This is a genomic window from Mariniradius saccharolyticus AK6, assembly GCF_000330725.2.
Taxonomy (GTDB): domain Bacteria; phylum Bacteroidota; class Bacteroidia; order Cytophagales; family Cyclobacteriaceae; genus Mariniradius; species Mariniradius saccharolyticus.
Window position 1 is genome coordinate 104338 of sequence record NZ_AMZY02000018.1, and the last position, 25180, is coordinate 129517.

The 25180-nt window shown below is 46.6% G+C and carries 17 protein-coding genes; 11 read left to right on the plus strand and 6 right to left on the minus strand.

Going from position 1 to position 25180, the window contains the following annotated elements; genetic code table 11:
• Positions 1-12: 12 nt before the first annotated feature.
• Positions 13-2571, plus strand: a complete 2559-nt coding sequence (locus C943_RS17115) for a phosphoenolpyruvate carboxylase (protein WP_008630398.1) — start codon at positions 13-15, stop codon at positions 2569-2571.
• A 227-nt stretch (positions 2572-2798) separates the two neighbouring features.
• Here C943_RS17115 and C943_RS17120 read toward each other — a convergent pair whose 3' ends face one another.
• Complete coding sequence (locus C943_RS17120; protein WP_040481140.1) at positions 2799-3599, minus strand: N-acetylmuramoyl-L-alanine amidase family protein; 801 nt, start codon at positions 3597-3599, stop codon at positions 2799-2801.
• Between the two features lie 115 nt (positions 3600-3714).
• Here C943_RS17120 and C943_RS17125 point away from each other — a divergent pair, with 115 nt between their 5' ends.
• Entirely contained in the window at positions 3715-6420 is a 2706-nt protein-coding gene (locus C943_RS17125) for a putative LPS assembly protein LptD (protein ID WP_008630400.1), read from the plus strand.
• Positions 6421-6498: 78 nt separating this feature from the next.
• Positions 6499-8223 carry a thiamine pyrophosphate-binding protein gene (locus tag C943_RS17130; RefSeq protein ID WP_008630407.1) on the plus strand — a complete coding sequence of 575 codons (1725 nt, stop codon included), beginning with the start codon at positions 6499-6501 and terminating at the stop codon, positions 8221-8223.
• A gap of 59 nt (positions 8224-8282) precedes the next feature.
• On the opposite strand, the gene C943_RS17135 is transcribed toward C943_RS17130, so the two are convergent.
• Positions 8283-9260 (minus strand): M23 family metallopeptidase, encoded by a 978-nt coding sequence (locus C943_RS17135; RefSeq protein WP_040481184.1) that lies wholly within the window; start codon positions 9258-9260, stop codon positions 8283-8285.
• A 124-nt stretch (positions 9261-9384) separates the two neighbouring features.
• Here C943_RS17135 and alaS point away from each other — a divergent pair, with 124 nt between their 5' ends.
• From alaS to C943_RS17180, 8 genes are all read left to right on the plus strand, one after another.
• Complete coding sequence (alaS, locus tag C943_RS17140; RefSeq protein WP_008630412.1) at positions 9385-12015, plus strand: alanine--tRNA ligase; 2631 nt, start codon at positions 9385-9387, stop codon at positions 12013-12015.
• Between the two features lie 71 nt (positions 12016-12086).
• On the plus strand, positions 12087-13547 hold the full coding sequence (gene gatB, locus C943_RS17145; protein ID WP_040481186.1) for an Asp-tRNA(Asn)/Glu-tRNA(Gln) amidotransferase subunit GatB: 1461 nt from the start codon (positions 12087-12089) through the stop codon (positions 13545-13547).
• Between the two features lie 3 nt (positions 13548-13550).
• The gene (locus tag C943_RS17150) at positions 13551-14666 is read left to right on the plus strand and encodes a TlpA disulfide reductase family protein (protein ID WP_008630415.1); all 1116 of its coding nucleotides are present in this window, start codon (positions 13551-13553) and stop codon (positions 14664-14666) included.
• A 260-nt stretch (positions 14667-14926) separates the two neighbouring features.
• A complete protein-coding gene (locus C943_RS17160; RefSeq protein WP_040481142.1) occupies positions 14927-15400 on the plus strand; it encodes a hypothetical protein in 474 nt (157 codons plus the stop codon).
• 22 nt (positions 15401-15422) lie between these two features.
• A complete protein-coding gene (locus C943_RS17165) occupies positions 15423-16001 on the plus strand; it encodes a hypothetical protein (protein WP_008630421.1) in 579 nt (192 codons plus the stop codon).
• Positions 15998-16837: a hypothetical protein gene (locus C943_RS17170; protein ID WP_008630423.1), complete on the plus strand. Its 840-nt coding sequence runs from the start codon at positions 15998-16000 to the stop codon at positions 16835-16837. The genes C943_RS17165 and C943_RS17170 overlap by 4 nt, the downstream gene beginning before the upstream one ends.
• On the plus strand, positions 16824-19277 hold the full coding sequence (locus C943_RS17175) for a leucine-rich repeat domain-containing protein (RefSeq protein ID WP_008630427.1): 2454 nt from the start codon (positions 16824-16826) through the stop codon (positions 19275-19277). The genes C943_RS17170 and C943_RS17175 overlap by 14 nt, the downstream gene beginning before the upstream one ends.
• A gap of 608 nt (positions 19278-19885) precedes the next feature.
• Entirely contained in the window at positions 19886-21163 is a 1278-nt protein-coding gene (locus C943_RS17180; protein ID WP_008630434.1) for a hemolysin family protein, read from the plus strand.
• A gap of 207 nt (positions 21164-21370) precedes the next feature.
• Here C943_RS17180 and C943_RS17185 read toward each other — a convergent pair whose 3' ends face one another.
• The 4 genes from C943_RS17185 to C943_RS17200 form a co-directional block, all read right to left on the minus strand.
• The gene (locus C943_RS17185) at positions 21371-22072 is read right to left on the minus strand and encodes a TetR/AcrR family transcriptional regulator (RefSeq protein WP_008630435.1); all 702 of its coding nucleotides are present in this window, start codon (positions 22070-22072) and stop codon (positions 21371-21373) included.
• A gap of 109 nt (positions 22073-22181) precedes the next feature.
• Positions 22182-22838, minus strand: coding sequence for a hypothetical protein (locus C943_RS17190; protein WP_008630437.1), 657 nt, complete (start codon positions 22836-22838; stop codon positions 22182-22184).
• A 189-nt stretch (positions 22839-23027) separates the two neighbouring features.
• Positions 23028-24320 carry a tyrosine--tRNA ligase gene (gene tyrS, locus C943_RS17195; protein WP_008630439.1) on the minus strand — a complete coding sequence of 431 codons (1293 nt, stop codon included), beginning with the start codon at positions 24318-24320 and terminating at the stop codon, positions 23028-23030.
• 195 nt (positions 24321-24515) lie between these two features.
• Positions 24516-25112 (minus strand): hypothetical protein, encoded by a 597-nt coding sequence (locus C943_RS17200; RefSeq protein WP_040481143.1) that lies wholly within the window; start codon positions 25110-25112, stop codon positions 24516-24518.
• Positions 25113-25180 lie beyond the last annotated feature (68 nt).

The window sequence follows — 25180 nt, forward strand, 5'->3', positions numbered from 1 at the left end:
ATTTTACCTGTCATGTCAAAAAACCAATACCAGACCGAAGTAGCCAAAAGATTTACGATCTACAACAGCCTTTTTCTGGACCTTCCTTTCAGCGATATCCACCGCACAGGTACCTTGTTGCCTATCTTGGCGGGGGAGTGCCAGGCCGGTTTTGAGCAGAACAAAACCCCGAAGGAGATCATCAGGGGATTTTTTGATGAGCTGATGTCCAATAATACGGAGCAGGAAAGACATGATTTGTTATTTAAAATGGTTCAATATGTCGAGCGCCAGGTAGTCTTGTTTGACTCTATCGAGGATGCCGCTTTTGAAAAAATACACGACGTGAATGGCAAAGGTAGCATCAAGGCCTTGCTTGCGCGAGTCGACAATGACCGTAAAAAGGAAGCCCTGGTTGAAAAGCTGCGCAATTTCTCCGTAAGGCTAACGCTTACTGCCCACCCTACGCAATTCTATCCAGGAAATGTTCTCGGCATTATCACAGACTTGGAGACAGCCATCCGCGACAATGATCTAGCCAGTATCAACCTTCTCCTGCAACAGCTCGGCAAGACCGGTTTTATCAATCGGGAGAAACCGACTCCTTTGGACGAGGCGCAGAGTTTGATTTGGTTTTTGGTGAATGTTTTTTATGTCAGCATGCCGGATATTTTGACCAGATTGCTAAATTCTTTGGAAATTCCCCTGCATGAATGGGACAATCCGGGGCTCCTGAAAGTCGGCTTTTGGCCGGGAGGTGACCGTGATGGTAATCCTTTTGTAACCCACGATACGACGATCAAGGTTGCGGAGAAGCTGCAAAAGTGGATTCTTCGTGCCTATTACCGGGACGTGCGAAAATTGCGTAGGCGATTGACATTTCGGCATGTGGAACCGATCATGCTGAAGGTCGAAAATGGCCTTTTCAACTCCCTTTTCGAAGACAAGACATTCTACAACAGCAAGGATGAACTGCTTTCCGACCTTTTTGAGGCGAGAAAAGGCTTGGTGGAATTCCACGATGGCTTGTTTTTGGAGCAGTTGGATGAGTTTATCCTCAAGGTGAAAATATTTGGGTTCCACTTTGCCAATATGGACGTGCGGCAGGACAGCCGCAAGCACGATGGTTTGTGGGATGAGTTGATCGAAATCCAAATAGGAAAAGAGGCCCTTCAGGCTTACCACAAGCTTAGTGAGGAAGAGCAAATCAGGTTCTTATTGGAGGAAACTTCGATACCCGAGGTCAGCGAGCTCAAGGACGAGTTTCACCAAGAGATGATGAAGAGCTTTGATGCCATCGCCAAAGTCCAGACGACCAACGGCGAGGACGGCCTGCACCGCTATATCATCTCCAATTGCCAATCGGCCAAGCATGTCTTGGAAGTGTACCAGTTGGCGCGATTGACTTTGGGGAAAAATACAGATAAGCTGCCCCTGGATATCGTTCCCCTTTTTGAAACAATCGATGATTTGGCCAATGCCCAGGTCATTATGGAGAAACTTTATCAAAACCAAGCCTACAAACAGCACCTCAAATCCCGCAACAACAAGCAGACGATCATGTTGGGCTTCTCCGACGGTACCAAGGACGGCGGCTACATTCGTGCCAATTGGTCAATCCTGCGGGCCAAAGAAGAGCTGACCAAAATATCCAGAAAATATGAAGTAAGCGTGGTCTTCTTCGACGGCAGAGGAGGACCCCCTGCCCGTGGCGGAGGCAACATGCATAATTTTTATGCCTCATTGGGTCAAAATGTGGAAAACAGTGAGATCCAAGTCACCATTCAGGGTCAGACCATTTCCGCCAATTACGGCAAACCAATCTCCTGTACTTACAACCTGGAGCAGCTGCTATGTGCGGGCATAGAGAACGAACTTTATCCATCCTCCGAGAAGACCCTAAATGCCTATCAAAGGGCATTGATTGACCAGATGGCAGAAGTTTCCTATCAGTTTTACAAGGACTTCAAAAACCATCCGCAGTTTCTCCCTTATTTGGAACATGTCACGCCCTTGAAATATTTCGGAGAAGTAAACATCGGTTCACGGCCGGTCAAGCGGGGCAACAAGGACAGCGGCCTGAAGTTTGAGGACTTGCGGGCGATTCCTTTCGTGGGGTCTTGGGCGCAGATGAAGCAGAATATTCCAGGATTTTTTGGCGTTGGGGCCGCTTTGGCGACTTTGAAAAAGGAGGGGAAATTTGAGGCAGCAAGGCAATTATACAACGATTCCCTGTTTTTCCGCTCGCTTTTGGGCAATTCCATGCAGTCTTTGGCAAAATCATTTTATAAATCCTCAGCCTATCTCAAGGAACACCCCAACTATGGGGATTTGTGGAAATTGATGTACGAGGAGTACCGCAGGACGATTGATTTGCTTTTGGAAGTGTCAGGCATGGATACCCTTTTGCAGGACAACCCGACTTCCAAGGAGTCGATTGCGATCCGTGAGAAGATCGTTTTGCCTGTGATCACGATTCAGCAGTACGCGATTCAGACCATGTTGGAAAAAGGAGTGGATGATCCTGTTTTGCAAAGATTGATCCTCAGGACTATGTTTGGGATTATCAATGCGGCAAGGAATGCGGCCTAAAATGGGATTTCACGGAAAGACGCGAGGGCGCCAAGAAAGGGAATAAGGATCTCGCAAAGAAAATAAAGGTGCATAGGGCGCGAAGGAATTCTCTTTAGAAAAAGATGAAGCTGAGAAACATTCAATCCCTATGCCATCGAACCTAAGCGTTGATCATTTAGCCTCTTGAATCTTTTGTCTTGAATCTTGCGTCTCAAATCTCACTTCTCAAGTCTCACATCTGTCCCCTACATCGCCTCCATTTCCTCCTTGTAAGCCTTGATCGAGCGGAAAATGGCTGAGGAAAGGTAGGTTTGACCGTCTTTACTGTTGAGGAATTTCTCCTCGGAAGCATTTGACAAAAAACCAAGTTCAATCAAGACGCTAGGCATTGAAGTCGTCCACAAGACGTACAAAGGCGCCTGCTTTACACCTCTGCTGTACCTATTGACGCGGGTACTGAAGTCATCCTCCACCTTGGACGCCAGCGAAATGCTTGAAGACAAAAAGGCTTTTTGCATCAGATTGAACATCATGTAGGACTCGGGTGAGGAAGGGTCAAATCCCTCGTATTGCTCCTCATAGTTTTCCTCCAACAGGATTACGGAGTTTTCCCTCTTGACGATATCGAAGTTTGCTTCGAAGTTTTTGGTCCCCATCACAAAGGTCTCCGTGCCGTAAGCCGAGCGATTGGGTGCTGCATTGCAGTGAATGGAGATAAACAGGTCTGCCTTGTTGCGGTTGGCGATGTTGGACCGTTCTTTTAGCTCGAGAAAAACATCCGTTTTGCGGGTATAAATCACCTCGACTCCGGGAAGCAGTTCCTTGACATATTCCCCGACTTGCAGGGCGACTTTCAAAGCCACATCTTTTTCCCTCGAAATCGATCCAACAGTACCGGGATCTTTGCCGCCGTGGCCAGCGTCTATCACAATTCTTTTGAGCTTATATTCAGGTGCCTTGCTTCCCGTGGGGCTAAATCCAGCAAGGAAGAACGATAGGGTCAGAAACGAAATAATCAGAATATTCTTAACTTTGAAGCGGTTCATGCGTGTGAATACTATACCTTTGCCCGGGCAAAAATCATTAATTTTTAATTCAAATAAAATCATTTCAGTGCGGAATAAGTGGTTCCATTTCATAGTCTTGCTACTTGTTGGAGTCATGCCGGCTTACACCTTGGCCCAGGTAAGAAACCAGCGAAACGTCGAGCGCAGATTGGTGGCACCTGATTCGGTTCTCAATCCAATAACGCCGAATCCGAATATTTTGGATACAATTCCGCCGATTTCTCAAGATACAATTCCCAAATCTGACTCGATCCCCGTCGGAGATATCAAGACCCTCGTCAAATACTTTGCCGAAGACAGCATCATCACGGATTTTAGGCAGAATAAAATCTACCTGCACAAGGACGCTTGGTTTGAATACGGAACCATTCGCCTCGATGCGGAGCTGATTGTGATTGATTGGGAAAAAAGCGAACTCTTTGCCACGGGGGTGACCGACAGCGTTGGCAATATCAAAGGCAACCCGATGTTTAAGGAGGGAGCTACTTCCTATGAGATACGGAAGGAGATGCGCTACAACTTCAAGACCCAAAAGGCCATCATCAAGGATGTCGTGACGGAGCAGCAGGATGGTTTGCTGAGGGGACAGACGATCAAAAAGGATGCGGATGGAAGTATCTACCTGGACCATGGTTTTTATACAACCTGTAATCTCGCCGAGCCGCACTGGCATATCAATGCCAATAAAATAAAGTCTATCCGTGGGAAGCAGGTAGTGACTGGGCCCTTTAACCTGTATTTCAATGACATTCCGGTGCCCGTGGGTTTACCCTTTGGGGTAGTGCCTGACACGCCGGAGGAAAAAGCTTCGGGGATCATTTTCCCATCCTATGGTCAAGAAAAAGTACGGGGATTTTTCCTTCGGAACTTCGGCTATTACTTCGCTTTCAACGATTATGTACATACCAGAATTACCGGTGATATTTTCTCCAAAGGTGGATACGGGGCAAAAGCTTCCACGATCTACAAAAAAAGGTACAAGTTTAGTGGTGCCTTCAACATGGATTACCAGCGGTTCAAGACGCCGACCTGGGAATTGAATCCCCAGGATTACAACACCTTCTGGGTCAACTGGAACCATACGCCGGAGACACGAGGCAATTCCCGATTTTCTGCCTCTGTCAATGCGGGTACATCCAACTACAACAACGTTGTGGTAAACCCAAACAACTTCATGCGGAACATCAACTCGGATTTTACCTCGAACGTCTCCTACAGCAAGACTTTTGCGGGTACGCCTTTCTCGATGTCGGCCAACCTACGCCATAGCCAAAATATCCAAAGCGGAGAAGTCAATCTCATGTTGCCGCAGATTGCAGTCAACATGAACCGGCAAAACCCCTTTCAGAATGCACGTTTTGAGCCACTGAAAACCCTCAATATCGCCTACAACTTTGAGTTGCAAAACTCCATCACCAACAAAGTGGCGACCCCGCTGGGAGTGCCAAGTACCTCGGCAACCGTGACACAAGGTGAAACGGCCAATCAAAACATCATCCCTTTCAACCGGGAAAATCTTCCATTGCTGCTCCAGAATGCCAACAACGGCGCAAGGAGTACCATTCCCCTGACTTCCAATTTCAGGTTGTTCAAGCACTTTACCGCGACGGCGGGTGCCAATTATACAGAGATTTGGTATTTGGAGAGGATCAATTTCTTTTACAATCCCGTGGCCGAAAGGGTAGACCGAATCATCGAACCGGGATTCAACCGGATTGGCTTTTACAACACCAATTTTGCGCTGAATACCAACATCTATGGCTTCTATAATGTAAAGGGTGGGGGAAAACTCCAGACCATCCGACATCATATGCAGCCCTCCTTCAGCTTGAATTTTACACCGGATTTTTCTAATCCTGCTTTGGGTTACTATCAGTTGGTGCAGGTGGACGAAGACGGAAGAAAAGAGCTCTTTTCAAGGCACCAAGGATTTATTTTTCAGGGAGCCCCTCCTGGAGAGTCAAGGTCTCTTGGGGTCAATATCCGAAATGTCGTCGAAGCTAAGGTCAGGGACACCAGCAAGGAAGATGATGAAAAAGCGACAAAAAAGATACCGCTTTTGCAGACGCTCAACCTGACGACCAACTACAATTTCGCGGCGGATTCTTTTCAGCTTGCGCCGATCAACATGTCCGCGCGGACATCATTTTTTCAAGACAAATTGCAGGTTGCCATGGCAGCGAACCTGGATCCTTATGCGGAATTGACGACAACGAATCCAGAGACAGGCCAACAACGAACACGTAGGATCAATTCCTTTGCATGGCGCAACGGCCAGGGTTTGGGGCATTTTCGGACCGTCTCCATGAACCTCAACGGGAACATCAATCCAAGCAAATCCGGAAAAACTCCGGGAGAAGTGCGCGACGATATCACCAGCAATTTTCTCCAGCAAGGAGGTCAACTCAATGAATTTGTGGATCAGGAAATCAACCGCATGGTCAATGACCCATCCCAATATATCGACTGGAATATTCCATGGAACTTGGGTTTCGGCTACAATATTGCCTATTCGAAGCAACCTGGCGGCAATGCCAACATCACTTCAGCAGTCAACATCAATGGAGATTTGAGCATTTCCGAAAAGTGGAAAATCAATTTCAGCGGTGGTTATGATTTCCGTACGGCCCAGTTCACACAAACCATGTTGGGTATTGCAAGGGATTTGCATTGCTGGCAAATGAACGTGAGTTGGGTGCCATTTGGCCGATTTACTTCCTATAACATTGACATTCGGGTCAAGTCGTCCATCCTTCAGGACCTGAAGGTCTCAAGGAGAAGGTCGTTTTTTGATTTTTAAAACTTTTTGCCATTTCGTCATTAGGCTGAACAAATCCTTCTTGGAGATTTTTTCAACAATAATCAGTAATTTTCTTTCATGAACGGAGGCCAAATCATCGCTAAAGTGCTCCAGAATCATGGAGTCAAATTTTTGTTCACGCTTTGTGGAGGGCATATTTCGCCGATTTTTGTTGGGGCGGAGCAACTTGGAATTCGGGTTATCGATACCCGTCATGAGGCAACGGCGGTATTTGCAGCTGATGCGGTGGCGAGGCTGACCGGAGTGCCCGGCGTGGCGGCGGTGACCGCAGGGCCCGGGATCACCAATGCCATTACGGCTGTTAAAAACGCCCAAATGGCCCAATCCCCGCTTATTTTGCTTGGAGGTGCCGCAGCTACTTTGCTTAAGGGAAGAGGAGCATTGCAGGATATTGACCAGATCAGTTTGCTGAAACCGATTGTCAAATGGGCGGTTAGCATTGGCCAAGTCAAGGATATTGCCACTGTTATGGAAAAGGCTTTTCGGATCGCACAATCCGGGACCCCCGGGCCTGTATTTATCGAATGTCCGATCGATACACTTTATCCAAAAGAGATGGTGCTGGAATGGTACGGCGCCAAAAACCAAAAAGGTCCCGCGGGCATTTCTGCTTCGCTCAAGCAATGGTATATCCGCCGGCATGCGAACCAGCTTTTCAAAGACTCGGAGAAGGTGGCTTTTGAGACGAAACCTGAACAGGTCCAGGTCCCCAATTTTTCCCAAGCCCAATTGGAAAAGGCCATTCGGATGGTGAAAAAGGCCAAAAAGCCCCTGATGATCCTCGGAAGCGGAGCCATGTCCCAACCAAAGAAAGTCGAGGATCTAGCCTCGGCGGTACGAAAGTTGGGCATTCCCATTTATCTCAGCGGTATGGGAAGAGGTTTGTTGGGACCGGATTCCGATATCCAAGTGCGGCACAAAAGGAAAGAGGCCATCAAAGAGTCAGATTTGATCATCTTGGCAGGAGTGCCCAATGATTTCAGGCTGGACTACGGCAATCATATCGGTAGTCGGCCCTTCATTTCCATCCATCGGGATATCAAGGAATTGATGCTCAACAAAAAGCCGACCTTGCCCATCAAAGCCGATCCGATTGATTTTCTAATTGCGGTGTCGGGCCATTTTGCCTTTGAGGGACACCAGTGGATTTCTCAATTGAAACAGCGGGATGCGGCTCGTGATGGGGAAATTCAGGCGCAAAGCGAGTTACCTACTTCTGGGTTGAATCCACTGGATTTGCTGCTAAACCTTAAGAAGAATCTGGATCAAAACGCCGTGCTTATCGCCGACGGGGGGGACTTTGTAGCAACCGCTTCTTATACCTTGCGCCCCAGAGGGCCTTTGTCTTGGCTTGATCCTGGGGCATTCGGGACTCTGGGAGTTGGGGCGGGATTTGCGATTGGCGCGGCCTTGGTGTACCCCGATAGGCCGATTTGGGTTCTGTTTGGCGACGGAAGCGCGGGGTATAGTTTGACAGAGTTTGATACCTTTCAGCGGCATGGTCTGCGCATCACCGCCTTGGTGGGCAATGACGCCTGCTGGACGCAGATAGCCCGGGACCAGGTCGATTTTTTAGGTTCGGATTGTGCCGTGAATCTGGAATTTTCGGATTACCATTTGGTGCCCAAAGCTTTTGGTGGAGATGGAATAAAGATAGAAGCCAAGGGTGAAATCAATCATGCGATTGAAATAGCAAAAGCTTCAAACGCCTCCGGAAAATCTTTTTTGATCAATGCGATTATCGGTAAGGCGGATTTTAGGAAGGGGTCTATTTCTGTGTGAGGTGAAAAAAATAGAACCTTGGGTCCAAATATCCGGACCCAAGGTTCCCAAGTGACTCATTAACTCAAAGACTGATTTTCCCTTCCTGCCAATTCGAGTATTTTCTGGAAGTCCTCAGGACTGATGCCTTTGAAGAAGTAGTTGACGGGATTGATAAACTTGCCGTCCTTGATGACTTCATAGTGGACGTGTGGCGCAGTAGACGAACCGGTATTGCCGACAGTTCCGATAAGATCGCCCCGCTTCACTTTTTGGCCTTTTTTGACTTTGAATTCATTCATGTGGGCGTAGCGCGTGACAAAACCAAATCCATGGTCGATCTCCACATATTTGCCATAGCCTCCGAAAACCGTCTTCACATTTAGCACCACGCCGTCTCCGGTAGAGTAAATCGGCGTTCCTTTGGCTGCTGCAAAGTCCACACCGTTATGCATTTTTTTCACTTTGAAAATTGGGTGGACACGCATGCCATAGCCTGAAGCCAACAGGTTCAGGTTGTCGTTTTTGATTGGTTGGATGGCAGGGATGGACGCCCAATATTCCTCTTTGCGCAGCGCCATTTCGGTGACTTCGTCGTAGCTGACAGACTGCACATAGAGTTGTCGCTTCAAGCCATCCACTTTCTGCGAAAGTTCGAGTACCAATTCCTCCTGTTTGAGTCCTTTTTCCTTGATTTCACGGTAGCGGTCGCTGCCGCCGATACCGGCACGACGGATATTGTCGGAGAGCGGTTCGGATTCAAAAATGACCCTGTAAAGGTTATCATCCCGCTGCTGCAAGTCGCCAAGCATTTGGTTCATTTTGGTGACTTCATCCTCCAGGATATCGTAGTACAGCTTCAACTCCTGGTTTTCCTGCTTGAGGAGCAGCTCTTTGGGACTATCAAAAAAGTAGTAATAGGAACCCATCAAAGCCGTTGCCAAAAGGGTCGAAAGGGAGAGAAAGCCCAATACTTGTAGCGTGATATCCCACTTGGATTTTTTATACCGCTCGTACTTACAGGACTTTGGGTCGTAGTAATATTTTATTCTACTCATGCTGGTAACAAGGCTAAAACTGTTAATTTTGTGCCCCAAATGGATTGAAGGGTGGGTGATCAAATCCGGGTGTTTGCAAAGTTATATAAATAATTGAAAATCCAATCATTAGAAGAAAGCTTAAATGAAAGCAAAGGATATAAGAACTCAGTTCATTGATTTTTTCAAATCCAAAGGCCATACCTACATTCCCTCGTCGCCGATAGTGGTCAAAAATGACCCCACTTTGATGTTTACCAACGCAGGGATGAACCAATTCAAGGATTATATCCTTGGCAACGAAACCCCAAAAGCCACCCGTGTGGCCAATAGCCAAAAATGCCTTCGCGTATCCGGCAAACACAATGACTTGGAGGAAGTGGGCGTGGATACCTACCACCACACGATGTTTGAGATGCTTGGCAACTGGTCCTTTGGGGATTATTTCAAGAAGGAAGCCATCGAATGGGCTTGGGAACTGCTGACCGAAGTCTACAAGCTCCCCAAGGATAGGCTTTACGTGTCAGTCTTCGGCGGGGATGCCGGCGACAAGCTCGGAAAGGACATGGAGGCATTCCAGCTTTGGAGCCAAATCGTGCCCGAAAGCCGCATTCTATTTGGCAACAAGAAAGACAACTTTTGGGAAATGGGCGATACAGGTCCCTGCGGCCCCTGTTCCGAAATCCATATCGACCTCAGGTCTGATGCCGAGCGTCAGCAGGTAGAAGGCTATACGCTGGTCAACAATGACCATCCCCAGGTCATCGAAATCTGGAACCTGGTCTTTATGCAGTTTAACCGTCTCGCTGATGGCAGCCTGAAGGAACTGCCGGCGAAGCACGTCGATACGGGTATGGGCTTTGAGCGCCTGGTGCGCGCCATCCAAGCCAAGTCATCCAACTACGATTCAGATATTTTCACCCCATTTATCCAGTTTATCGAGAAAAAGTCCGGCAAGCAGTACGGCTTGGACGAGAAGGTGGATATTGCGATGCGGGTGATAGTGGACCATATCCGCGCGATCTCATTCTCCATCGCGGACGGACAGCTGCCTTCCAATAACAAAGCTGGATACGTGATCCGCAGGATTTTGAGAAGAGCGGTCCGTTATGGGTATACTTTTTTGGGTTTCCACAAGCCGTTTTTGTACGAGTTGCTGCCGCTACTTGCCGAGACTTTTGGGGAGATATTTCCCGAATTGGCGGCCCAGCAGGATTTTGTGGCCAAGGTCATCATGGAGGAGGAGCAGTCCTTCCTGCGTACGCTTGACAACGGGCTCCGCAAATTGGACCAAATCAAGGAAGAACTCCATCAGTCAGGCAAGTCCGTGGTGGATGGTAAGATCGCGTTTGAATTGTACGACACCTATGGTTTTCCTTTGGATTTAACTTCTTTGATTGCAAGGGAAAATGGGTTCTCCGTGGATGAGAAAGGCTTTGCCGCAGAAATGGATATCCAGAAGAACCGATCCCGTGCGGCAGCCGAACAGGAGACTGGCGATTGGGTGATTGTAAATGCTGAGGAAGGTGTCGAGTTCATCGGGTATGATTACCTCGAATCCCAATCCCGCATCGTCAAATACCGTCAGATCACCGACAAGAAAGGGGACCGCTTCCAAATCGTGTTGGACAGGACGCCGTTCTATGCCGAAAGCGGCGGACAGGTCGGTGACCAAGGTTGGTTGATAAATGGTGCCGAGACTGTCAAGGTACTCGACACAAAGAAAGAAAACGACCTCATCGTGCATTTTGTGGACAAGTTGCCCAGTCAATTCGATGCCACATTCCAGTCAAAAGTAGATGCTGCCAAGAGAAAGGATAGCATGAACAACCACTCGGCGACGCACCTTCTACACGCGGCACTCAAGCAGGTCTTGGGCGACCACGTCCAACAAAAAGGCTCCTTGGTCAATGAGGAACTGCTGCGCTTCGACTTTTCCCATTTCTCCAAAATGACGGAAGAGGAAATCGCCCAGGTAGAGTCCATAGTCAATGCAAAAATCAGGGAAAACATCGCGCTTTACGAGCAGCGGAATGTACCAATCGCAGAGGCAAAGAAACAAGGTGCGACGGCCTTGTTTGGCGAAAAATATGGGGATTTTGTCCGTTTGATTACCTTTGATCCACAGTTTTCAGTAGAACTTTGTGGTGGGACGCACGTATCTGCCACAGGTGTTATTGGTTTATTCAAGATTGTTTCCGAAAGCTCTATTGCCGCGGGCGTGAGGAGAATCGAAGCCATTACGGCCAAGACTGCCGAGGATTTCGTCAATTCACAGTTGGAGTTGATCAAGGAAATCGGGGAAATGCTGAAAAGCCCAAGGGATTTGAAAAAGTCCGTGGAAACATTGGTACAGGAACGAAACGAGCTCAAAAAAGAAATCGAATTCCTCCATGCCCAACAGGCAGCTGCCATCAAGCAGCAATTGATAGCAGCGAAGGAGCAAAGGAATGGTTTCAACCTGATTATTTCCCAAGTCAAATTACCGTCCGCGGAATCGCTCAAGAAGCTTGCCTATGAGCTGAAAAATGAGGTGGCGGATGTGGTGGTGGTGCTTGCCGCAGAAATTGAGGGCAAGCCGCAAATTGCCGTGATCCTTCAGGAAAGCCTTGTCGATTCGCTAGGGCTCAATGCAGGCCAAATGGTCCGCGACTTGGCCAAGGAAATCCAAGGTGGGGGAGGAGGACAGCCTTTCTTCGCTACTGCAGGTGGTAAAGACCTTGCAGGCCTGCCCAAAGTGGTGCAAAAGGCAATCGAAATGTTTGCCGGTCGTTAGTGGAATAACAACCCTTCGATTTGGTTTTGGAATAATATGGGGCCATTTTGGCCCCGAAGATGGAAAAAGAAATGCTTTCAGCGGAAATAACAAGTAAGTACGAACTGGTGGTGGGATTAGAGGTGCATGCCCAACTGCTCACCAAAAGCAAGATTTTCGCGACAGATACAACTGAGTTTGGAAAGATGCCCAACACCCAAATCTCCGTCATCACTTTGGGCCATCCCGGCACTTTACCAAAGGTAAATTCTCGGGTGGTCGAGTATGCGATGAAGATGGGATTGGCTTGCGGCTGCGAAATCACCCGCCACAATGTTTTTGCTAGGAAAAATTATTTTTATCCCGACCTTCCCAAAGGCTTTCAGACCACCCAAGACAAAAATCCGATCTGTGTAGGAGGCTTCGTTCCGATCACCCTTCCTGATGGCACCGAGAAATCCATCGCGTTGACGCGCATCCATATGGAGGAAGATGCTGGGAAGTCAATCCATCTCGCGGAGGAACCAGATACCCTAGTAGATTTCAACAGGGCGGGAGTGCCTTTGATCGAGATCGTGTCCGAACCGGACATCAGGTCCTCTGAAGAGGCTTATGCCTATTTGGTGGAGATCAAAAAGCTTGTCCGTTACCTGGAGATTTGTGATGGAAACATGGAAGAGGGTTCCATGCGCTGCGACGCCAACGTCTCCGTGAGGCTTCGGGGAGCAAAGGAATACGGAAAAAAGGTTGAGGTTAAAAACATGAATTCCTTTCGAAACGTCGCAAGAGCCATTGAACATGAGTTCGAAAGACAGGTCGAATTGGTGGAAGTGGGCAAGGAGATTGTTTCCGAAACGAGGACCTTTGATGCCAACACCGGAACTACGGCCAGTATGCGTACCAAGGAGGACCTCAACGATTATCGATATTTCCCAGAGCCTGATTTGAGTCCGGTGGTGATTTCAGAAGAGTGGTTGGAAAGCGTAAAGGCATCCATGCCCCCATTGCCAAGGGAATTGTACCACAAATTTGTAGACAAATACGGGCTTCCGGGGTATGATGCCGGGGTATTGACGGATTCCAAAGAGATCGCCATGTACTTTGAGGAACTTTGCCACCATACCAGCAGCTTCAAGGCCGCATCCAATTGGGTGATGGGACCTGTGAAGTCATACCTCAACGAGCATAACGAACATATTTCGGATTTCCCGATTCCGGCAAAAAGCCTCGCGGAATTGATCGACATGATAGATGCGGGCAAAGTCAGCTTTTCTGCGGCCTCTCAAAAGATCTACCCCGAAATGCTGCAGGATACCACCCACTCGCCTTTGCAAATCGCCCAAGCCCAGAACTTGATCCAAGAAAGTGACGAAGGGTCGCTTTTGCCCATCGTGGAAAGTGTCCTCGCTGAGAATGCCGCCAAAGTCGCCGAATACCGCTCAGGCAAAAAAGGACTCATCGGAATGTTTATGGGCCAGGTGATGAAAAAATCCGAGGGTAAAGCTGACCCCAAAGTTGCAACAAAACTATTGACAGAATTACTTGAAAATTGAGCAATGAGATATTTGAACCAAATCTCCCTTATCATCGCGTTTGCAGCTTTGTTTTCCTGCAAACAGGTAACCAAAGAATCCTTTGACGGAAATGTGACTGTACGTGGCACTTTGTCCAATGTCCCCTCCGGAAAGCTTGTGCTGATGAAGTATGTCGATCAAAGTACCGAGACGGTACAGGAGATACCGCTAGCAAACGGTGACTTTGAACTTGAGGTGACACTTGACCAGGCCGGGTTTTTTGACTTGGACTTGGGTGGCAAAAAGACCGTAAAACTTGCCCTCTATGCCGAGGATGTAGACTTGAGCTACGATTTCACCGATGAAAACAGCCTCAAAGTCGAAGGCTCGGTAGATTCTCAGAATCTTCAGAAGATTGAGGCGCTCGTTGCTGAGTACCAAAACCAAATCAACGAACTCAATACGGCCTATTTTGAGGCGATGAGCAAAAGGGACCAAGAGGCCATTGTGGGTATTCAAACCAAAGCGCAGGACCTGGAGATCAAGCAGTCGGAAAAAGTAAAAACTGTCCTCAGTGAAATGAAGGATAGTTTCGCCGCACTCGCAGGCGTGTCCATGCTCAATCCCAAAGTTGATTTCCAATTTATAGACGAGCTCGTGGCGGGTTTGGACCAACAGTACCCTAACAACAAGATGATCAATGCCATGAAGGCGCAGTTGGACGATATGCGGGCGCTTTCTATCGGGCAAGTAGCACCAGAGATCGCCCTTCCCAACCCAAATGGTGAGTTGATCAAACTTTCTGACCTGAGGGGGAAATATGTGCTGATTGACTTTTGGGCAGCTTGGTGCAAACCATGTCGGGAGGAGAACCCTAACGTTGTCAGGCTTTACAACCAATACAAAGACAAAGGCTTCGAGGTGTTTGGAGTATCCTTGGACAGGACCAAAGAAGCTTGGGTCAAAGCCATTGCAGACGACAACCTGACTTGGACACATGTATCCGACCTCAAGTACTTCAATTCCGAAGCTGCAGCCCTTTATCAGATAAATGCCATTCCGGCGACCTACATGCTCGATCCGGAGGGAAAGATAATTGCCAAAGACCTGCGCGGCGCCAGCTTGGAAAACAAGCTAAAGGAGCTGTTTGGGGAATAATCTATCCCGAAAAAGGCCCTGCCATCCATTGGTATGGCCTTTTGTATTTTTTACATAAAATTTGTATGCCAAATTGGTCTTGCAAACCTTTGAATAAAATTTTCGATTAGATTTGTGCAACTTTAAAAAAAGGGTCATTTGATGGGTTTTCATCGAAACTAGAGCTGCCAAATACATAAAATAGGTGTGCAAATCTCGATCAAAATTCTATATTGTGGCTAAAAAAATAAACTCAATTTATATATCTCAACCGATCAATTATGAAAAAAAGAACCATCCAATCAAGCCTTGGCAAATTTGCTATGATCGCCTTGGTGGGCCTTCTAGCAATGGGTGCATGTAAGAGCAAGAAGAAAGTTGCTGCAGCACCGGAGCCTGCTCCAGTTGAAGAAGTAAAGCCCACACCTCCACCAGCACCACCAGCAGGACCTTCTGCTGAAGAGGTGGCTGTAAGTAAATTGGAGAACTATTTTAACAGCGTTGCCAATTCTTCCAACGTTGATGCCGCCAACAGGACTATCAATGAGGCAAAGGGCATGTTTTCAAACCCAAATACACCTGTGTTGATTGTAATCCATGAGGATGGAGGAGTGAAGGACTATGACGAGCCTACCACGATCGACAAATACCTCAACTATTTGAAAGACACCAAAAAGAACCTGAACTTCATCTCCGACATTAAGTTGGACGGAAGCGGGAAGGTATCTGAATTGGAGCTTCGTCGTAAAAAGTAATCACTCGAAAAACACTATAAAAATGAAAAAACATATTTCCCTCTTTCTGGTGCTTTTCTTGGCATTTGCATCAGTATCCCTGGCCCAGTCAGACAATATCAGCCCAGCCAGAAAACAAGCCATCGATTCTTTAGCGCTTGAGAAAGTAAAGGACTTGAGTAAGTACATTTCCATTATTGGAAGCAAGGAGACACAATTCTCCGAGGCAAACCGCGTTATGGACAGGGCCGAGGAGCTTTTTGCTCCTGATGCTGAAATGGGTGTTTCGTCTATCAACAGAAAAGAAATCGCTTACTATAAAGTAAGAAGATACTTCGAGCGTTTGATGGCTTTGAACTATGACCGTGTCAATATCACTTGGTACGACATCCACTATATCTCCGATTTGGAAAGACAGCCTGATGGAAGATACGTGGGGGTAATCACTGTATACCAAAGATTCGAAGGGACATCCATCGAAAGTGGCATGAACTATAAGGATACTACCAAAAAAGATATCACCATCTACGTCGAGAAAAAACAAACACAAATCGCTGGTAGGACCATCGAGTTTTGGGACGTGATGTTGGGTGATATCAGAGTCACTGAAACTTCCGCATGAGAAAAACCTTTTTCTTAATCTTATTACTGATTTCATCATTTGGGTTGGCACCGGGACAGGGACTTTTCAGTCCCGGTTCCCCCAAGGATGATGGGAGGTTCGCCGCCTCCACCAAGCAACTCAACCAATTTTTCAGAAGATTCAATGCCGAGGAAAGCCAAGACGGCAATATCCGGTATTATGAGGGAAACCCACTCTACCGCGACCGACAGCTGAGAGGCCAATTCATCAGTATCCTGTTTGACAACGAAACCTCAGGAATTCCAAGAGAGCTTAAGACTGATTTCATGAAGGAAGTCCTCTCCGAGGCATATCCCCAATACCTCAATTTCCATCGGGAGGATTGGTTTGCCGAGGTAACGGCCGTATTCATGTACAATGGGCGACCGGAAGACGTCACACTCTTCCTGAAGATTCAACCTGAGGGATTGGGCTACGAATGGGTCATCGACAAGGTAGTTTTCCAACCTTTCAAAAACATCTTTAATAAGCCCACCGGTACCGACAAGGGCTTTTTGCATCCTTTGAGCCATGAATTGGGCTTCATGAATCTTCGGAAAGCCTTTCAAGACACTGACACTCCAGAAGCGTTTACGCCTAAGGAATACACACCAGATTACCTGACTTTGTTTTTGTATGAAATGAAAAAAGGTACGATCAGGTTTGAAACGATCAAAGACGTCAAGTTTCACTTCTTCCAGATTCGAAATTGGTATTTCGAAGTCAACCAATACAACAGGCCTGGATTCAATACTGGTTGGTTGATCGGAAATTTGGTTAAATTGAAGCCAGGCGACAAAGAAACCTTACTACGCTACATCTATGATCAGAAATAGGCATCATGTTCTATTTTTCTCCTGCTTGTTTTTCGTCCTCTACTCCGCCAATGCACAGGATATCGGTGGGTACAACAAGAACGAAATCAAGGACCTGAGCCAAAAGGCCCAAGACCAAATTACGTTTTTAGAGTACTTCCTCAACACGTTGGGCAGTTCTGAGACGCCAGCACGTGACAAGGATGTCATCATCAGGGAAAGTTACAAGAAGATTTTCCGGGATGGCAAAGTCCAAGTGGAGGATGATCTCCTGCTCGATAGAAAGGTAATTACCAATAAGGACGTGCCTGCTTATCTCAAGGATATTGAGTTTTTCTTCAAAGAAGCGTCCTTTAAATTCAAGATCCGTGAGGTGAAGCCTTTCCTGAGGGACAATGGCGAGCTATCCTTTTTGGTCTCGATGGACAGGACCTTGACCGCTACGGGTCTCAACAAGGAAAAGATCACCAACACCAAGCCGCGGTTTGTGGAGATTAACGTGGACAAAAAGTCAAACGAACTCAAGATAGCTAGTATCTATACCACCAAACTCAGCCGTGACCAAGAGCTACAGGATTGGTGGAAGGGCCTTTCTTACACCTGGACTTCGTATTTGAAGGAATCAATCGGATTGATGGAAGAAGACTCTGTGACATTGGATCACCTCTACAAAATCGCAGCGATAGAGAAAATCGACTTCAGCGGCAACGAATATATACAAGACTTGGCAGCGATCGAAGCCTTGAGGGATCTTAAGGAAATAGATATCTCCAATACCAAGATTTTGGATCTAAAGCCTATTAGCAATGTCACTTTCTTGACGCGCCTGAACATTTCAAACACGCCTACTGAGGATATACAGTTCATCAAGTATTCCGACAGGCTGGAGCATTTGGATATTTCCGGCACGCAAATCAAGGACATCGCCGAGCTTGAAAACCTCAAAAGTCTGAAATCACTGCGTATCGTTGGTACACCTGTCGAGTCCTACGAGGTGTTGAATGCTTATTCCACGCTTACTGCGTTGGATGTTTCCAACAGCACCTTCACCAACTTGGAAAACATCAACGCTTTGTCCAATCTGGAAAAGCTTGACTTGAGCGGCAACTACTTGACGAATTTTGACCAGATTTCGTCCTTGACCAACCTGACCGAGCTGAACTTGCAGAGCACAAATGTGACGGATCTCAGCCCGGTTGCCGCATTGCCGAAGTTGGCTTGGATCAATTTCAACCAAACCGGCGTTACAAGCCTCTCAGCGCTGAACAATAAGCCTGCCCTGCGGAATGTATATGCCGATGGTACTGGCGTGTCGGAGGCAGAGGCTGAGGAATATTCCAGAAAAAACCGTTCTGTATTGTTGATACATCATACCGAATCCCTGCATTCATGGTGGGAATCGCTTCCCCAAGAATGGAAAAATGCCCTGATTGCTATCGATTCGCGACTGAACGTGCCAAATCCAACGGTGGAAACATTGGCGTCTATGGTGACCCGGGATTCTCTGGATCTTACGGATAGCAAGATCATTTCATTGAATCCAATCCTGAAATTCAGGATGTTGCAGGACTTGCGTTTTGACAATACGGAAGTCGCTGACCTCGCACCACTGTCAGAATTGAAGACCTTGGTGACAGTTTCAGGAAAAGGAACCAAGGTAAAAACCCTTGAGCCGCTTGCGAACCTTGGGGGAATCAAACGATTGAATTTTGAAGGCGCGCCAATCAATTCCTTCCTGTCATTGACGTCTTTGTCCAATTTGGCTTATCTCAACATGGATAAATCAGAGATCCGGCAATCGGATATCCCACAATTCCTTATTGCCAGTCCTGAGGTTAATATTGTGTTTCGTTCAGACAGCCTGGTGGCTTGGTGGTCGAGCTTGGATGATGCTTGGAAAGGAGTGTTTAAAAGCCAATTTGGCAAAGGTGAGGCTGAACCTAATTCCGAAACGCTTCACATTTGGACCGCAAAACCGGAACTTTCTATTAACGGGGCGTCTATAAATAACCTAATGCCTCTGGCCATCATGGTAAATCTCAGAAGGCTTTCTGTCGATAATGTATCCATGTCGGATATTTCCCATGTCTCGGAACTGCAGCTTCTTGAAAGTCTGAAAATAAGCCATGCACCTGTGGTCGATTTTACTGCCTTGCCTGCATTGCGGGAACTCAAGGTTTTGGATTTGTCTTACACCGGCATATCCGATTTGAGGTTGTTGGCGACGATGAGTTCCTTGGAAAGCCTGACACTCACGGGCAATAATATCAAGGTACTGCGTGGATTGGAAGGTATGTTCAACTTGGCGCACTTGGATATCGCTGGCACCAATGTAAGCTCTCTGAAGCCGGTGCAAGGTCTTCAAATCAAGCGCCTGGTTTGCTTTAATTCAGGACTGAAACAAAAGGCGGTAGACGCATACAAGAAACTCAACCCTGACTGTGAAGTGAGGTTTTATTGATAGAGGATATAATCTGCTGCATAACCCAAAGCCCGCCGAGGACATACCTTCCGGCGGGCTTTGCGTTTCAATAGGCCTTTCCTGGGATCCTTTCGAGGAGCACTTTGGTAAAAGCCTTACTCTGTCGCATTGGAAGACAAATTCGGTTGTAGTAATTGATTTTTCTAAGGCTACTTTAGGCAAGAGACTCAGCCGGTCATCCCTCCGCGGGTCACGATCTAAACGAATCCTTTTTTTTGCAAAAATTCAATTTCTTATTTTTTGGCTGAACCCTTTGATTGACCATCTGTCGGCAGGGGCATGATCTTTTAAAAGACACTTTTCTCCTGCTTGGTCAAAAAGTGAGGTAGGCCTTAGCTGCCAACAATTGTTTGTGGATTTTCAGGGAAGCTCTGGATGATTTTGAAAATGTTGGGTACAATGGAACAACCACACAGTTGAAGGCATCCATAGATATACACCTTCCCTTGATCACGATCCAAAAGACCCTGCTTTTGCCTCAGGATATTTGCAACAAATTGTTATGGGAAATTAAGTTCGTTAATTGAATTTTGCCGTTATTCGGGGTTATCGAAATCTTCCCTTGTGCGGATTAAATTGAGAATTGTATGGAGCTTGCGATCTTAGTAGGGTTGGTATTGTTGAATGGCGTTTTCGCCATGTCAGAGATATCTTTGGTTGCCTCCAAGAAATTCAAATTGGAGAATTCCAGAAAAAAGGGAAGCTCAGGAGCTAGGGCTGCATTGGAGCTCATGGAAAATCCGACGCGATTTTTGTCCACGGTACAAATCGGCATCACCTTAATTGGGATTCTCCTTGGTGTGTACAGTGGCGAGAATCTCACTGGAAGCGTTGAACGCTTGTTTCTTGAAATCGAAGCACTTCAGCCCTATGCAAAGCGATTGGCCACGGTAATCATCGTCGTTTTCGTGACCTATCTTTCGATTGTATTGGGTGAGCTGCTTCCAAAACGCATCGGCATGACCTCCCCGGAGGTGATCATCAGTTTTGTAGCCAAACCGATGCAGATTCTTTCCAAACTTACCTCCCCATTTGTATGGCTTTTGTCTATTTCAAATAACTTCATGCTGAAAGTTCTCGGCATCGCAGGGGCATCCAGTGACAAGGTGTCCGAAGAAGAAATCAAGTCCCTGCTTCGCCAAAGTGTCGAAGTGGGAGAGATCCAAGAGGTGGAGCATAACATCGTCGAGCGGGTGTTTGAAATGGGTGACCGGAAGATCAATTCGCTGATGACTTATCGTGGCGACATTGTCTTTTTCAAAACCACCGATACTTGGGATGCGATCAGAGCGGCCATCAAGGAAGAAAAGCATTCATTTTACCCTGTTTCGGACTCCAGCAATTTGGATGATGTTGTCGGAGTCGTACAGTTGAAGGATCTTTTTTTTGTATCGGGGAGCGATGGCTTTGACATAATGCAATACCTGACGAAGCCGATTTTTTTAAATGAGAATTCGAGTGCTTACCACGTGATGGAGAAATTTAGAGCAGAAAAGCTCCATTGCGGGATCGTGGTCGATGAATATGGTGTCACTGTAGGCATTGTTACCATGGACGATTTGATGGATGCATTGGTGGGGGATATTAGCGAATCACACCAGGATGATTACAAGATCACCCAACGCGATGAAAATTCTTGGTTTGTGGATGGACAATATCCCGTAGTGGAGTTTTTGCGGTATTTCAAAACCTACCTCGATTACGACTATTCTGGCAAGTTTGCTACCGTCGCGGGCATGATCATGCATGAAACCAACGAAATACCCGAGATTGGATTCAAAATGAGGCATCGGGATTTACAATTGGAAGTGATAGACAAAGACGGTCAACGCATTGACAAGATTCTTGTGACCCGGGCAAAATAGGTCCTTTCTTTTTTGACTTAACGTGTTCCCTTCGGCATTCTTAAAGGTTGTCCATTTTCTGCTGACCCCAGCTATCACGATACCAACAGCTAATGGTGGGTAATGCATATAAATGTGAATTGATCTATGCCAATCTTTGGTTGGAAAATTGAACACTAGGTACCAAAAGGGGGCCAAGATTCATTCCGAACAAATCGGGCGCTCACATCAGAATAGGCTCGTTTGTACAGGCTGGACTTTCACGGCTTGGAAGGTTCCCTTCAGCATATCCTGCAGCAGCTTTGTGAATCCTGGCTTCCAAGTCTCCAATTGGATTTTGGTGTCCTTGGGCTCATAACTCACTGGTCCCATGAGCTTTTCAAAGCCAATCAGCATCGCCCAAACGGTGTAGAAAGCAACCTCAGGATTGAGTTCGGCACGTATGCTACCGTCCTTCGTACCAAGTGCCACCATCTGTGCGCCTATTTTGGCACAATCATGGTGCATTTCAAGTAACTTTTGGAAATGCTCGCTTTGCAGAATCAGTGGATTGATTTTTTGGCGGAGATGTTCATCATTATAAAGCTGGACTGTACCCAAAAAATCCAAAACAGCCTGATAATAAATCCGACTGCCGCGGGCGAACTTCACATAGTTGTTTGCCAATTCGGTAATCATATCCAACCCCGTCCTCGCTTTGTTTTTGTAGACTTCCCGAAAAACATCCTTCAATTCATCAAAAGCCTTTTTGGTCATCGCCAGGTAAAGGTCCTCTTTGTTTTTGAAGTAAAAATAGGTAAGGCCCTTGCTTATTTTAGCGGACTTAGCCACATCATCCATTGTAGTGGCCGCAAATCCCTTTTCTGTAAAAAGTCTGATCGCAGCATCCAAAATCATTTTTTCTTTCTGCTGTCTTTCTTGTACACCCATTGCTTGACATTGTTTTCGAACAAGGGTCAAATATATTAAACAGCAGTCAGATATCTATCTGCCGCCGTTTATCAATGGGTTAAGGAGTATGATTTTCAGGTAAAAAAAATCAGTCTTCGCTTTCTGATTCTTGGTTTTTAGCCTTCAAACACGCTTTAAGGCTTTCCCAATTTTCTTCACCCAAAAGTTCTTTTAGCTGTTTTACATAATCCCTTACACAAGGCTTGATAGTTTCCTTGTGCTTCTCACGGATTTCTTTCATGGCCTCTAGGAAAGTTTTTCGGATGTTTTCCATTTCCGACCTAAACTGCGACGGGGTGATTTCCTCTTTTCTCAACTTTTCGACAGCTGTTTTCCTAGCTGCTTCCATGCTTCCGATTACTTCCTTTAGCTCTGCAAGGAAAGTCTCATGCACATCCCTGCGGCACTCCAGCAGGCCTTCCGCCAATGCCCTGGCTTCGGCAATTTGTTCTTCTGTGAGTTCCAACTCCTCAGCGCAGGCACCAAGCCTAATCAATGGGAATGGTCGTCTTCCCATTGCAATTCTCGCATTCAGATCTTCTCCTTCGGTAGTCCGGAGCCCAAAAGGTGTGTTTTCCGTTCCGCCTTGCACGCCAATAGGAAGGATTTCATTAGCGATGTAATTGACTACTTCATCCAGTTCCGCATCCAACTGCGCGGGATTTGAGTCGTCATTGTTTTGGCAGGCAAAGGCTAAAAATGCTACAGCCGCCATCATTACCAGGGTTTTTAGATTGTTTTTCATTTGAATTGGGGGTTTGATTAAGTACTAACGTAAAAGTAGCAAAATCCATGCTAATCGTATCAGGTAAAATATTGGGCAATCGTCAACAAACAAAGGCAACTCGGTAGTATAAACCTCCTAAATCCTTGAGAGTAATTTAGGTATCCGATCAAGCAAAAAAAGCCCCAAATCCGGGGCTTTTTTTGATTTCTATTTGATGGATATGATGAAGTAGTTCTTTTTCCCCTTTTGGACCAAGAGATATTTTCCCTGCAGCAAAGGGAAATTGGGGACTTGCTGCGGATCGGAGATTTTTTCCTTGTTGATCGAAACGCCGCCCCCTTGGATCATTTTTCTGGCTTCGCCTTTGGAGGGAAAAATCTCGTTGCCGGTTCTCTCCGACAAAAGATCCACGACGTTGGCGGTGGTTTCCAAATCGTGCTTGCTGATCTGGGCCTGGGGAACTCCCTCAAATACTTGCAGGAATGTCCGCTCATCCAAAGCCGCTAAATCGGCGGTAGAGGATTTGCCGAACAGGATTTCCGATGCTTTCACGGCCATCTCATATTCGGCTTCGCTGTGCACCATGATGGTCACCTGCTTCGCGATTTCCTTTTGCAGCAGGCGCAGATGGGGCGCTTGTGCATGTTCCGCTTCCAAGGATTCGATCGTATTGCGGTCCAAAGTGGTGAAGATTCGAATGTATTTCGCCGCATCTTCATCGGATACATTGAGCCAAAACTGGTAAAAGGCATAAGGAGACGTTTTCTCAGGATCAAGCCAAACGGAGCCGCTTTCGGTCTTGCCAAATTTGCTGCCATCGGCTTTGGTGATCAAGGGTACAGTCAGTGCAAAGGCACTGCCTCCTTCCATCTTCCGGATGAGTTCTGTGCCGGTGACGATATTGCCCCATTGGTCGGAACCACCCAATTGGATGCTGACGTTGCGGTTTTTCCACAAGTAGTAGAAGTCGTAGCCTTGGATTAGCTGGTAGCTGAACTCGGTAAAGGAAAGCCCACTGCCTTCTTCCAGCCGGCGCTTGACCGAATCCTTGGCCATCATATAGTTCACAGTGATGTACTTACCGACATCCCTGATAAACTCCAGAAAGCTGAAACCCGCCATCCAGTCGTAGTTGTTGACCAGTTCGGCTTTGTTGGCGCTGCCCTCCTGGAAGTTGAGGAACTTCGAAAGTTGGGCCTTGATACAGGCGACATTGTGGTCGAGTGTGGCTTTGTCGAGCAGGTTGCGTTCAGCTGACTTGAAGCTTGGATCACCGATCATGCCCGTCGCACCACCGACAAGTGCAAAGGGTTTGTGTCCCGCTCTTTGGAAATGGAGCAAAGTCATCACGCCCACCAAGTGCCCGATATGAAGGGAATCTGCCGTTGGGTCAAAACCAAGATAGGCCGCAGCCATGCCCTTGGTCAGGTGTTCCTCGATCTCGGGGGTCATATCCTGCAACATACCCCTCCAGCGCAGTTCCTCTATAAAATTGTTCATTGACTCTGTGTTTTTTCGAGCTGCAAATATAGAAGGAATAGGTTTGGTTTGGGATTTTGGGCAGGGGAGAAATGAAAAAGGGGAAGATTTGGGCTTTCAAATTAATTTGATGGGACATCATTCAGAATCGCGCGAATCAATCCATAAAGCAATGCAGTTAGGGGTAATCCATTCAATCTAACGGAAATGGCGAAATCACTTTTCTTGATTCTTTTGATTGGAGTTAATTATGTGAAGGCAAATCCCGGAAGTGTCTTGTTTGTCATAGTACAGCCATATAATGTCAAGCGTATCTTTTAATCCAAATTCATAGAAGTTGGAGTCGTCTCTACCAATCTTGATGTCTTTAAAAAACAAACTATCACCTACGAAGTGGTATTTGCCGGTTGTTTTTGAAGTTCCAAAACAAATGTTGTTGAAAACAAATGTATTGTCTTCTTTCAGTTTTAAAATGATAGAACAACCTGCGACACCCTCTCGTCGGGCAATGATAATGTCATTTGCTTCAAGGTTTTCAAGATTAAAAAGGCCTAATGGCGCCAGAAAAATCAAGACCAAAACAATGGCGGTAAAGCAAATTACTTTCAATCTTTCTCTATTTCTAAAATTTTCCCTAAAACCAAAGTATATCTGTGTAAACGCAGTTATGCAAAGTCCTAAGAAAACAAAAAATAGTAGGATGGAAATCAAAAATGACCAAAATCCAAGATTGTCGCCCCAAAGCTCAATTGTGTTAACTGCGACGAAAAAGGCCAGTCCAATTCCAATAATCAGTTTATTCTGAGTGCGCATACTTGAAATTTAGTCAATGTTTGCAAATAAATTGGATACTTCCACCCACAAGAAATAACAAAAACTAA